This window comes from bacterium (assembly GCA_021108215.1).
Classification (GTDB): Bacteria; Oederibacteriota; JAAXVQ01; order JAAXVQ01; family JAUVAV01; genus JAIORK01.
In genome coordinates this window covers 1-12,367 of the sequence record JAIORK010000014.1, presented here as the reverse complement: position 1 = coordinate 12,367, position 12,367 = coordinate 1, and the positions used below count along the sequence as shown (strand labels likewise).

Sequence of the window (12,367 nt, the reverse complement as noted above, 5' to 3'; positions counted from 1 at the left end):
CGGTTTCGTGCAATGAATGAAAAGCGACACACAGAGATTGTTGCGCATATTATGGACATGGTGCAAGCGCCGCCGGAAACAATTGAGGTTTTCCAGGCTGCTTGTATGCATGGGTCGTGGATCAATGAGCATCCGCAAGCGGACGGTGCCAAATATTTTGAATCCAATGAGCGCTTGGAATTTCTCGGAGATTCCGTGTTGGGCTTGGTTGTGGCGGATGCGCTGTATCAAGGAATGCCAAAGAGTGATGAAGGACTTCTTTCGAAAGCCAAAGCCCGCTTAGTTTCAACCAAAACATTGATCAGGTATGCCGAACAATTGGCGCTGGGTGAAGCGCTGCTTCTGGGAAAAGGGGAAGAGACCAGCGGAGGACGTAAACGTATTTCAGTGGTGGCGGATACGCTGGAAGCCTTCATTGGAGCGGTTTTTTTGACAAGGGGATTTGAAACGGCCAAGACATTTGTGCTGAGTATTTGGGGACAGGCGATTACAGAAGAAATTGACGGATTTCATCAGGATGATTTCAAATCGGCGCTTCAGGAGTTTTCGCAAAACCGTACCAATGAGCTTCCGGTTTATAAAATTTTGAAAATTATAGGTCCTGATCATAACCGGAGCTATGAAATGGCTGTTTTCATACAAGGTCATGAAATGGGCCGGGGGACAGGCAACAGCAAAAAAGAAGCGGAGCAGATTGCGGCAGCCGAGGCATTTCGGAAATTAAAAAACGGAACACCTGAAACAAGGGAGGATACATGAATTACTTTTTAACTGAAGAACAGCAAATGATCGTGGATACGGCAAAAGAATTGGCACAAACAAAGATTAAACCTTTGCGTGAAAAGTATGATGAAGAAGGTATTTTCCCCTGGGATATCGTCAAGGAAATGGCGGCAGCTGATCTGATGGGGCTTTATATTCCGGAGCAGTACGGAGGTTTGGGTGGCGGTGTTTATGAATTGTGCCTGGCCATTGAGGAACTCTCCAAAGTATGCGGCGGTATTTCACTGGCGATGGCGGCAACCGCACTCGGGACTTTTCCTCTATTGCTTTTCGGTACTGAAGAACAAAAGGCCAAGTATTTGCCTGATATCGCTTCCGGGAAAAAACTGGCTGCCTTTGGTTTGACTGAAGCAAGTGCCGGTTCCGATGCCGGCAATATGTTGACCACGGCGGTTAGAGATGGTGATGACTATATTTTGAATGGAACTAAGCAATGGATTACCAATGCCGGTGAAGCAGAGACTTATACGGTCATTGCCATTACCAATAAAGCCAAGGGAACACGGGGTGCAACGGCATTTATTGTTGAAAAGGGAACCCCGGGTTTTGATTTTGGAAAAAAAGAGAATAAAATGGGTATTCGTGCATCCGTTACGCGTGAATTGGTTTTTACAAATTGCCGAGTACCTGCAAAAAATATTTTGGCCAAAGAGGGAATGGGTTTTATTGTTGCAGTAAACACATTAAATACATCCCGGCCCGGCGTTGCAGCCCAGGCACTGGGGATTGCAGCCGGCGCCTTGGATGAAGCGGTAAAATATTCCCGCGAACGTGTTCAATTTAATCAACCCATTTCCAGTATTCAAGCGGTCCAGCATATGTTGGCAAATATGGCGACAGATGTTGAGGCGTCCAGGGCATTGATTTATGCGACTGCCAAGACAGTTGATGCCGGTGCGAAAAGCTTTGCCAAGATTTCCGCCATGTCCAAATTGTTTGCCTCGGAAGTGGCCATGCGCGTGACCACAGATGCTGTTCAGGTCATGGGTGGTTATGGCTATATGAAAGAATACCCGGTGGAAAAGATGATGCGGGATGCCAAAATTACGCAGATATATGAGGGAACCAGTCAGATCCAAAGAAATGAGATTGCGCTTCAATTGATTAAGGAAGCTGCCAAAGCGGCGAAATAACGATTACGATTAAGCGGTTGGGAGGATGAAATGAATATAGTTGTTTTAATCAAGCAGGTTGTGGCAACCACCAATGTTAAGCTGGACCCGGAAACCGGCACGATGATTCGTGATGGGGTGGAAAGTATTTTGAATCCTTTTGATGAATATGCAGTGGAAGAAGCATTGCGTATTAAGGAAAAACTCGGTGGAAAAATAACCGTGGTCACGATGGGACCGCCGCAAGCAGCAGCCATTATTAAAAAGACAATCGGTCTGGGCGCGGACGAGGGAATTTTGATCTCGGATCGCGCAATTGCCGGATCGGATACCTGGGCAACAGCCTATACTTTATCGCAGGCTTTAATAAAAATTGGCGATTACCAATTAATCATAACGGGAAAACAAGCAGTTGATGGTGATACTGCCCAGGTTGGACCGGAAATCGCTGCCTGTCTGGATCTGCCGATGATTGCATGGGTCAGGAAGATCGAAGAAATTTCAGAAGAGAAAATCAGGGCCCAACGGCTTATGGAAGACGGCTATGATGTTTTAGAAAGTCCGCTGCCTGCATTGATCAGTGTCGTGAAGGAAATCAATGAACCCCGTTTGGAGTCGTTGAAGGGGAAAATGCGGGCTAAAAAATATGAGCCCCAGGTTTGGGCCGTGGCGGATATGCCGGGGTTTGATACGAGTCAGGTGGGATTGAAGGGATCGCCGACCAGGGTTTTTAAAACATTTACCCCTAAGCGGCAATACAAAGGTGAAATGATTGAAGGTGAACCGGCACAGGCCGCCGAAATTCTTTATGGAAAGATTAAGGAAATGAATATTTTTTAAATGAATGTTCTCTAGTAGAGACGTTGCATGCAACGTCTCCGTATTTAGGAATATAAAGGGAGGATCAACGCGCAATGAGTCTTGCAGATTACAAAGATGTGTGGATTTATGCAGAGCAGAGGGAAGGAAAACTTAATTCCGTATCGTATGAATTATTAGGCGCCGGCAGAAAATTGGCGGATGATCTTGGTCAAAAACTTGTGGCGGTTTTATTGGGAAGTGGGATGCGCGCGGCGGCTGATGAATTGGTTGCCTATGGTGCAGACAAGGTTTTTTATGTGGATAGTCCGGTATTTGAAAAATTTGCCGATGAACCGTATGCCAAGGCTATGACGGACCTGGTCAAAGAGCATAAGCCGTCAATTATTCTTGCCGGGGCCACAGCCATTGGGAGATCCTTTATCCCCCGTGTAGCCGCACATCTCGAGGCAGGTATGACTGCGGATTGCACGGGACTGGAAATTGATCCGGAGAAAAAAATTCTTCTGGGTACCCGTCCGGCATACGGCGGTAATATTATGGCGACGATTGTTTGTGAGGAAAAAAGGCCGCAAATGGCCACGGTGCGGCATAAAGTAATGAAGGCGTTGGAGAAAGATATAAAACGTCAAGGTGAAATTGTTGAGACAAGCCCGGCGGAATCGGAGTTTACCATTCGTGCAAAAGTGGTGGATATTGTCAAAGAAATTGAAGACACCTGTAATATTGCGGAGGCGGATATTATTGTCACCGGCGGCCGGGGTGTCGGCAACAAAGAAAATTTCAGCATTATTCATGATTTGGCTGCTGCCATCGGCGGTGCGGTGGGTGCATCGCGTGCCGTGGTTGATTCAGGCTGGGTGCCGTATTCGCATCAGGTCGGTCAAACCGGCAAAACAGTATGCCCGAAAATCTATTTTGCAGTGGGGGTTTCCGGGGCGATTCAGCACCTGGCCGGCATGCAATCTGCGGATGTTATTATTGCAATAAACAATAATCCTGACGCAGAGATTTTTAAAGTTGCAACGTATGGAATTGTCGGGGACCTCAATGAAGTTGTCCCGGAATTGACCAAGCAATTTAAAAACGGAGCATAATTCGCCATGTTCCCAAGAGCGGTCCTTTGGGTCAGACCATTGGCGATCTTGGTGCTTGGTTATTTTTCCGCGAGTGTTTATGGTGCAGGGTTGGACACAGTACCTGAAGCTGTGCCAACCTCTTCCACGGCAATGATACAATTGGATTTTGTTCCTCAGGCCCCGGAAATTTCAAAATTATCCGGATATTTTTCCTCTTTCGAAAAAACACCTTCCCAAATTTTACTGGCCTATTACCATCCGCTGGTGCAGGAATTGGTCTATTCTGGAAATCAGGCAGGCCCCGCCGGAACGCTTTACCTTCCGGATGGGCGCCGCTTAGAGACGGAATTGCTCTATTCAGTATTCGTTGCCGGAGAACAGCGACGATTGATTCCCGGGATTGATAACGCTTCTGTTCAAATGCAGATACAACCTGGAAAAATTTCGGAAATGTGGTCCTGGCCTGACGGCATTGTATTGACACGCAGTTATTTTCAGATGAACAAAGGGATGGGGGTGGGTGTACGTTGCACCGTGCATAATCAAAGCGGCCGTTCCTTGCAGGGGTTGCGTTTTGGTGTTCATTTGCAAGAACCCGAAATGACTGCCGGCAATGATCCTGCTCAACAGGTTGAACGGGATGATGAATTATTTGCTGATCCTCGCGAGGCGATTTTGTTTCAAAGGGATTATCTTATCCGTGAAGAAAGCTGGCTGGCGCATGGCTGGAGCCAAGAGGGTGGTTTTATCAAGGCCGGTGAACATAGTTCGGTTCATCCCCATGGGGAACCTTTGGAAAATGAGTTATCCGGACTTGTTGTCGGTATTGAAACCCCTGCCAAGGACCTTGACCAGGGACAATTTTTCACAGCTTCGTTTTATAGCAGCTGGGGTATTGACCGTGAAACAGTTGCCGGAAATATGCGGAAACTGCGTAAAAACGATGATTTTTATGCATGGGAGACCGCCAACCAGCAGCGTTCGCTCCAGGGGATGACCGTGACGACGTCTCATCAGGAACTGGATTTTTATTTTCAAATGTTGAAAACCTGGGCAGGCTGGATGGTCTGTAAAGATAAATATGCGGCCCCCGGATTAACCCAAGTTAATAGCCCTGATCCGGTTTTACCGGAAAATCTGTTCATTGGTGTAGAAGGATTCCTGGCTTTGGGAATTTGGAATCATGCTGCAATTGAAAATTATTTGGATGACTGGTTTGATCAGCGGGCGGAAACGGTTGATATTGCGTATGTTATTTTAATCGCGTGTCGTTATTTCCAGGCAACGCATAATGAAGAATGGCTGGCAGCCAACATACTTCGGCTTAAAGAACTCACAAAATATTTTGTTGATATGGACCATAATGATAATGGTTTGCCGGAATATCATTCGCCGCGCAAAACATATCCTGATAATTACACGATTCTTCCAATAGAAAGCGAGTTGCAGGATAAACCTTTGGATTTTGTAAAAAATGTCTGTATAAGTATTTCGGCATTTAGAGAGGTTGCGGTTGTATTGCGGCACAACCGCATGGAAACCAATCCGGCCCTGGCGGTGGTATGTGAAAATAAAGCCAAACAAGGCGCAAAGATTTTAGAGCAGACATTTTGGTATCCCGATTTAGGGAGTGAAGGGTATTATGCTTATGCCGTTGTTAAAAATGGGGACTATAAAATTCCCATCGAAAGTATTGATCCGATTTGGGCGGTGATCGAAAATATTGGAGCACCCGTAAAGCAAAAAAAGGTTTTTCAGGAGCTGTGGACGCATGGAAAATGGCGCGATCGTTTTGAACGATACCGTCGTTTTATTGTAGATCAAGCTAATTATATCAGCCAATCCAGGCAGTCAACGAATTCGCATTTTGCCATATCCCAAACCATGTTGCGACTGGGACTGGAAAATAAAAAAAGTGCTGATCAGGCATTTCAACGTTTGACGGATTATCTGGAAGGCGTTGTCTATCATCCCGGTGTATTGGCGATGCCTGGGCACGGGGGCAGTGATCGCTCCGGTGTCTGTATTGAAAATTTGAATTTTATTGAAATGCTTCTCAAGGGTTTGTGCGGCTTAGAACCGCTACCGGAAGGTCTGAGGATCGCTTTACCGGCGATGGAACAGGATTTTTCACTTGAAATAAAGAATTTTTCTTTTAGAAAAACAAAGATTAATGTGAAAATTAAGGGAAAAGGCAGGCGTGGAGAAATATTTGTCGATGGTAGAAAAGTCATTCCCGGGACAATTCTTTCCAACCGAAAATTAAACAAAAAACAGGTCACTATTAAAATTGTCAGAAAACCTGCCCCAAAAAAGAGAAAGCGCTAAGAAAAGGCCCGTAAAATCAGAGAGAAAATCCAGAAGAAATCATTGACAAAAGTGTAAGATTATGGTAAAAATATAAACTCTAAATTGGTTTTTCCTCCGAAAAGCGATTATTTAGGTTACCTAATTTTTAACCAGCCAATCGTTATCTCATCCTTCACCTAACAATTGAGCGGCGAAGGTAAGTTTTTTTTGATGAAAAATTAATTTTTTTTTGAAAGGAGGCGAGAAAATGGCATTAGTGAAAGAAAAGAAAAAGACATTGATCGAGGGAAATAAGGTGCACGAGACCGACACCGGGTCACCCGAAGTCCAGATTGCATTACTTTCTGAACGTATTAATGGACTTACGGATCATTTTAAAGAACACCACAAAGACCATCATTCCCGCACCGGGCTTTTGATGCTTGTCAGCAAACGACGTCGTTTGTTGGATTATTTGAAAAAATATCATGTAATGCGTTACAAAGCGATTATTACCAAACTTAAGTTACGTAAATAATTATGAGGGACTCATTGGAGTCAAGGAGGCACGACATTGGAAGGCGCGATATCCGTTAGCCGGGAAATAGCAGGAAGAACACTTACCCTTACCACAGGGCATGTTGCAAGACAGGCGCATGGCGCAGTCACAGTCCAATATGGCGGAACCGTTGTATTGGTCACCGCAGTATGCGCACAGGAAGCAAGGGAAGGTATGGGCGATTTTCTTCCATTAACAGTTGAATACCGCGAAAGAACGTATGCTGCCGGAAAAATTCCCGGTGGTTTTTTTAAGCGCGGCGGCAGACCGGCTGATAAAGAAACTCTAACAGCGCGTTTAATTGATCGTGCCGTTCGTCCGCAGGTTCCCAAAGGATTGCGGAATGAGCTACAGGTTTATGCCTTGGTTATTTCTTCCGATTTAGAGAATAACTCGGATATACCTGCATTAATAGGTGCATCGACCGCGATGGCAATATCAGATATTCCTTTTTCCAATGTGTTGAGTGCCGCCCGGGTTGGCAAAGTAAACGGTGAGTTGGTTGTTAATCCGACCTTTGAGCAAATTGCCCAGAGTGAAATGGATATTATTGTTGCCGGCAGTAAGGATAATATTGTTATGGTGGAAGGCGAGGCCGAGCAAATGCCCGAAGCGGGTATTTTGGAAGCCTTCAGCCTGGCACAAAATTGTAACCGCGACGTGATTGCCCTGCAGGATGAATTGATCCAGCAGGTGGGAAAACAGAAGCGCACCATTGAATTAAAGAGTATTGATGAAGCAATCCAAAAGAAGGTTATTGAACTGGCGGGAGATAAAATTGCCCAGGCAGTGCGGATTGAAGAAAAACAAGCGCGCTCTTTGGCAGTTACCGAAGCCAAAAAAGCTATACTGGAAGCTCTGAAAAGTGATATGCAGGATGCTTTGACAGATTCTTTGGCATCAGATGCGAAAAAAGCAATGGATGACATTGAAGTTCAGACCGTCCGGCATGATATTGCGGTTGACCACAAGCGTCCTGACGGCCGGGGGTTAACAGATATCCGCAAGATTACTTGTGAAGTCGGTGTTTTACCCCGCCCGCATGGTTCGGCCTTGTTTACCCGCGGCCAGACGCAGGCACTTGTGGTGACGACCTTAGGCACAAGAGCTGATGAGCAGCTTATTGAGCAATTGGAACGTGAATATAAGAAAAATTTTATGCTCTATTATAATTTTCCTTCATTTTCAGTGGGTGAAGCGCGGCCGGTTCGCGGACCGGGACGTCGTGAAATCGGTCATGGGATGCTTGCTGAAAGAGCGATTGCGCCCTTGATTCCGGAAAACGAAAAATTTAATTATACGATTCAGATTACTTCTGACATTTTAGAGTCCAATGGTTCATCTTCAATGGCATCGGTTTGCGGTGCTTCGCTTTCGTTGATGAATGCCGGAGTACCGATTGAGACACACGTAGCCGGTATTGCCATGGGATTGGTGCAAGAAGGGGATAAAACAGCGATTCTTACGGATATTCAGGGGTTAGAGGACCATTTTGGTGATATGGATTTTAAAATCGCAGGGACTCGGAATGGAATTACCGCCATTCAGATGGATATCAAAATAACCGGTCTGAGTGAAGAATTGATGAAGAATGCTTTAGAACAGGCAAAAGTAGCCCGTTATCAGATTCTTGACAATATGGAAGGAACCATCTCTCAACCGAACAGTGAATTATCCGAGTATGCACCGCGTATAGTATCAATTGAGATTGAGCCTGATGATATCCGGACGATTATCGGTCCGGGCGGTAAGATGATTAAAAAGATTACCGAGGAAACCGGTGCAACAATTGATATTGAAGACTCTGGAAAAGTCAATATTGCCGCTCGTGATCCTAAGATTGTGGAAGCTGCGATTGATATGATCCGCAAGCTGGCTCCCAAAATTGAGATTGGCAAAATTTATACCGGCGAAGTCAAGAAAGTGACGGATTTTGGAGCTTTCGTTGAAGTGGCGCCGAATAAAGACGGACTGGTACATGTTTCTCAAATGGCGGAGCAGCGGGTTAAGAATGTCACAGATGTTATGAAGGAAGGTGACATTGTTTCCGTGAAAGTTTTAGAGATTGATGAAAAAGGGAAGATTCGTCTTTCGTATAAAGATGCACTTAAGGAATTGGAAGCGGAAAAGACGACTACGTAAAATATAAATTGTCAGTATGAAAAAGCGCATAGGCAGAAATTGTCTATGCGCTTTTTTTTATGCGCCATGATCGGTTATTTTTTTAAAAAAAAGTGCATGGAAAGAGACGCGGGTGTAGTCTAAATAAATGTAGCCCGAAAGGAAACGCTCAAAAAAATGAGCTGTAATTCCATGGCAAAATTGAGTAGTATGGTCAGGAATATAGTGGAAATGGAGAAATACTGGTGTTCAAGCGATGCCTGGGGTTTGTTGTAATATACACTTTAATTTGTCTTCCTTATCCAATATTGGCTGATGATTCGACCTGGAATTTGGATGGATTTCAGATCCGGGATATGCCGTTTGTTGAGACTCAGCAATTTCAAATGAACGTAGAGTCCTCAGGCCAGATATCAAAAGATCAAGCTGAATCAGGTTATACAGATTATCGTGATACGATTTTTCGTGCAAGCGATATTGAATCAGATTTGAACACTGATTTGGGACCCGCAATTCATTATTCTAACATGACAAAGGAGCTGGAAATAAGTACGAACATTCCACTGGCAATAGCGTATACGCATCATTTAAATACATCGTATGAAACGGAACATAGACGAATGTCTGAAGATATCTACGGTTCTGACTATATATATATATGATCTTTTCAATGTGAGAATCCTTCCAAACGTGAAACTGGATTTTTATCCGGGACCATGGGCATTGGGATTGGAGACGGATATCAGTGCACTAGAAAGCATCGAGTGTGGTCACGTCAAATCACTAACATCAGATTATTTTTGGAAATATGAGCGAGAAACGTATGATTTTGATGTTCATCAGACATTTCGTTTTGGCTGGGGGCGTATTTTTGAAGGAAAATATGCGTATCAAGTTATGCAGATTATTGCAGATCTAAGTGATGCTGGTGTTCTGAAAAAATCTTTGGATAAAACCACAATTATCGAGCTGGCTGAGATCATAACCTTTGCGAGTAAAGCATATATTTTTGATTATCGGTTGAAAACAATGACCGCGTTAAAGGCAATTATGAAGTATCTTGTTTTAAACGAGTATGTTGCTGCCAATGAATTTGATGCATTTTTAATCATTGATGACACTTATCGTCATTTGTCTTTTGATGAGCGTGGATTTGGCTTACGGATCAATGGTCGAGCCGGCGCGATACTGGATGTTTCGAATTCAGAGAAAAAAGAATATGATGAATTTGATGCGCTTCATTATATGTTCAAAGATGAAACATGGGATCAATCATTTTATTTGGGATATGAAATGAATTATGAAAATCCGCTTTCCAGGCAATGGCAGTTTGGTGCGAGTATGCGTGTTGATTGGGTTGATACTTCACAAGGTGATATCGATGAAGGATATGGTGTGAGTTGGACTTTTATAGAAAGTGACATCCAGACACGCTTGAAGTATTACCACAATACGCGTTGGTCTGTTTCGAGTCGGTTTGGAATTGATGCTTATTATGACATCTCGCCACGAGAGGATCTTGCAGCAGCTGGAGGGCGCTATGTGATCTATAAGTACAACAAATTTTATATTAATCAAACAATCTCACTTTCGACAGAGCACCACCTTAATCCGAATATGAGTCTTCATGCATCATTGGGTGGGGGACTGAAAATAGAACGGTATTTTAATTATCATTTTGAAGAAACCGCGGAACCGGATGGATCGAGCTTGACACTTGATCAACTCAATGACTATGTGGAGTCTGCTCTGAAAGAAAATGACTATAATTGGTTTTTCTCAATAGGTATTATTTATCGAATACTTTAGGTGGATTGTAATGATACGATATTCTGGTTTGTTTATTATCATTGGATTGAGCATCTTTGTGAGCGCAATATCCATTTGTGCTTCAGAACAGGTAGTTGATCATGCCATGAATACACCTGTTGTGCAAAGTGAACCGGCTGTGCTGGAACAAACTAATACATCTCCTTCAAACACAATCAGCCCAGCATATCCTTTTATTGACACATTACCGAATCCGGTAACATTGCAGGGTGATATACATAACTCAGGGTATATAAGCGTGGGCGGGAAGGTGAAACATTTTTTTCATGATCCGGCTTTTTTGGCAACGATCCATGGCGGTTGGGTCATTAATGAACAGGTGTATATTGGCGGTGCTGTACACGGATTGTTTTATCCAGATGTTATTTTGGAATTTTCCGGTCAATCTGTTGATATCAATCTTATCTATGCGGGAATGGAGACCGGAATAATCATCCCCTTGCTGGATCAACTAAAACTACGGCCTCAGGTATTATTAGGGTTTACAAGTATATTTTATAATTTTCAAGAAATGAATGGTCATAGTCATGATACTGGTAATGATACGATTGTTATCGAGCCAAGTGTGTATGCTGATTTCATGGTTTTAGATTCACTGATGTTGTCATTGGGCCTTGGCTATCATTTTTCATTGGGTGTGGAGTTTGTGGAGGGCATCCGTAATTGGGATGTGAATAGTCCAACTATTGAGATACTTGTCAGCTTTGTCGGGTGGTGAGTCGCTTCGGTATGCAGTTCGGTAATACGGTTAGATAAAAATAGTAATAAAAAAATGCAACAAAAGTGGTGTGACTGTGGTCTAACTAAATACGATCCAAAAGGGCGATGCCCGAAAATATGTGCTACAATTGAATTGTTTCTCATTTCCTTTGAAAATATTTCTACTAGAGTTGAAGATGATCAGTATTGAAATATATATTTTTTTACTTGGTGGCTTCGGAATTAACTTAGCCAGTTTAATTATCTTATTAACTCTATTTCGCAAAAAGATACTATTGAAAAAGGAGCTCATAATATGTACGATTTCACCATTTATTTCTGCTGCCTTGATAGTGTTTTTTAAACTCACGACAAGTGGGCAAAATATCTTTGTTATGATTCCTTCAATTTATTTTGTTTTCACGATATATAAGGCAATTAGAAAAGTAACTGAAGCTGGGATTAGTATGCGGGTAAAAATACAGTTTGCTTTTTCTTGTTTAATTCTTTTTGTCGGTACTGCCTGGTCATATTATATATGCTGGATATCAATGCATACAGGATTTATGGGAGCTAGTTGTTAAACTTTTAAGGAGAGCACTCATGACTGTAATTCAGAGAATCTGTTTTGCCATCATTTTAGCGGTTTTCCTGCCACTCACCAGTTTTGCCAAACAAAGCAATGTCCGCGAATTCCAGCAGGCTGAAGCTGCGTTTCAAAAATATGACTTCATGATTGCTGAAAGAAATTATCAATTAGCCCTGATCAAATTTCCCGATATGGGTAATCTTACCGCATATATCAAAAACCAGCTTGCCTATTGCAAGCGTTATCAAGGTCAAATTGAGGAATCCGTGGCAGCTTATGAGAAGGTGCGCAAAGAGCATCCGGATAGCCCACAGGCTGGAAATGTACAGGAGAATATTGCACGGACATATTATGAGGCCGGGAATTATGCCAAAGCCGGACCGGCATTTGAGAAGCTGGCGCAGGATTTGGAAACAGAAGAAGTCGAAGCCCGGAGTATTTCAGCGAGTTTGACCTCAAGCCGCATGTAAAGCTACTTTCGTGATGC

Annotated in this window: 11 protein-coding genes; all 11 read left to right on the top strand. The window is 43.4% G+C overall.

The genetic code is table 11. The features are described from left to right. The first annotated feature begins 12 nt into the window (after positions 1 to 12). The 11 genes from rnc to K8S19_02815 all read left to right on the top strand — a co-directional run bounded on the left by rnc (position 13) and on the right by K8S19_02815 (position 12,350). Entirely contained in the window at positions 13 to 759 is a 747-nt protein-coding gene (gene rnc, locus K8S19_02865; protein MCD4812617.1) for a ribonuclease III, read from the top strand. Beyond that, a complete protein-coding gene (locus K8S19_02860; protein ID MCD4812616.1) occupies positions 756 to 1,916 on the top strand; it encodes an acyl-CoA dehydrogenase family protein in 1,161 nt (386 codons plus the stop codon). The genes rnc and K8S19_02860 overlap by 4 nt, the downstream gene beginning before the upstream one ends. Before the next feature lie 30 nt (positions 1,917 to 1,946). Continuing rightward, on the top strand, positions 1,947 to 2,735 hold the full coding sequence (locus K8S19_02855) for an electron transfer flavoprotein subunit beta/FixA family protein (GenBank protein MCD4812615.1): 789 nt from the start codon (positions 1,947 to 1,949) through the stop codon (positions 2,733 to 2,735). A 74-nt stretch (positions 2,736 to 2,809) separates the two neighbouring features. Further along, positions 2,810 to 3,811: an electron transfer flavoprotein subunit alpha/FixB family protein gene (locus K8S19_02850; GenBank protein MCD4812614.1), complete on the top strand. Its 1,002-nt coding sequence runs from the start codon at positions 2,810 to 2,812 to the stop codon at positions 3,809 to 3,811. A 6-nt stretch (positions 3,812 to 3,817) separates the two neighbouring features. Next, positions 3,818 to 6,121, top strand: a complete 2,304-nt coding sequence (locus K8S19_02845) for a hypothetical protein (protein ID MCD4812613.1) — start codon at positions 3,818 to 3,820, stop codon at positions 6,119 to 6,121. Between the two features lie 229 nt (positions 6,122 to 6,350). Beyond that, complete coding sequence (gene rpsO / locus K8S19_02840; GenBank protein MCD4812612.1) at positions 6,351 to 6,620, top strand: 30S ribosomal protein S15; 270 nt, start codon at positions 6,351 to 6,353, stop codon at positions 6,618 to 6,620. Between the two features lie 48 nt (positions 6,621 to 6,668). After that, positions 6,669 to 8,783, top strand: a complete 2,115-nt coding sequence (gene pnp, locus K8S19_02835) for a polyribonucleotide nucleotidyltransferase (protein MCD4812611.1) — start codon at positions 6,669 to 6,671, stop codon at positions 8,781 to 8,783. Positions 8,784 to 9,007: 224 nt separating this feature from the next. Further along, positions 9,008 to 9,424: a hypothetical protein gene (locus K8S19_02830; protein MCD4812610.1), complete on the top strand. Its 417-nt coding sequence runs from the start codon at positions 9,008 to 9,010 to the stop codon at positions 9,422 to 9,424. 28 nt (positions 9,425 to 9,452) lie between these two features. Then, entirely contained in the window at positions 9,453 to 10,571 is a 1,119-nt protein-coding gene (locus K8S19_02825) for a hypothetical protein (protein MCD4812609.1), read from the top strand. A gap of 10 nt (positions 10,572 to 10,581) precedes the next feature. Beyond that, complete coding sequence (locus K8S19_02820) at positions 10,582 to 11,310, top strand: hypothetical protein (GenBank protein MCD4812608.1); 729 nt, start codon at positions 10,582 to 10,584, stop codon at positions 11,308 to 11,310. Between the two features lie 584 nt (positions 11,311 to 11,894). After that, on the top strand, positions 11,895 to 12,350 hold the full coding sequence (locus tag K8S19_02815; protein ID MCD4812607.1) for a tetratricopeptide repeat protein: 456 nt from the start codon (positions 11,895 to 11,897) through the stop codon (positions 12,348 to 12,350). Positions 12,351 to 12,367 lie beyond the last annotated feature (17 nt).

Excerpts from the sequence above, each read along its gene's own strand:
- K8S19_02860 (MCD4812616.1), top strand. The coding sequence starts at position 756 with ATGAATTACTTTTTAACTGAAGAACAGCAAATGATCGTGGATACGGCA.
- K8S19_02855 (MCD4812615.1), top strand. The coding sequence starts at position 1,947 with ATGAATATAGTTGTTTTAATCAAGCAGGTTGTGGCAACCACCAATGTT.
- rpsO (MCD4812612.1), top strand. The coding sequence starts at position 6,351 with ATGGCATTAGTGAAAGAAAAGAAAAAGACATTGATCGAGGGAAATAAG.
- K8S19_02850 (MCD4812614.1), top strand. The coding sequence starts at position 2,810 with ATGAGTCTTGCAGATTACAAAGATGTGTGGATTTATGCAGAGCAGAGG.
- rnc (MCD4812617.1), top strand. The coding sequence starts at position 13 with ATGAATGAAAAGCGACACACAGAGATTGTTGCGCATATTATGGACATG.
- K8S19_02845 (MCD4812613.1), top strand. The coding sequence starts at position 3,818 with ATGTTCCCAAGAGCGGTCCTTTGGGTCAGACCATTGGCGATCTTGGTG.
- K8S19_02820 (MCD4812608.1), top strand. The coding sequence starts at position 10,582 with ATGATACGATATTCTGGTTTGTTTATTATCATTGGATTGAGCATCTTT.
- K8S19_02815 (MCD4812607.1), top strand. The coding sequence starts at position 11,895 with ATGACTGTAATTCAGAGAATCTGTTTTGCCATCATTTTAGCGGTTTTC.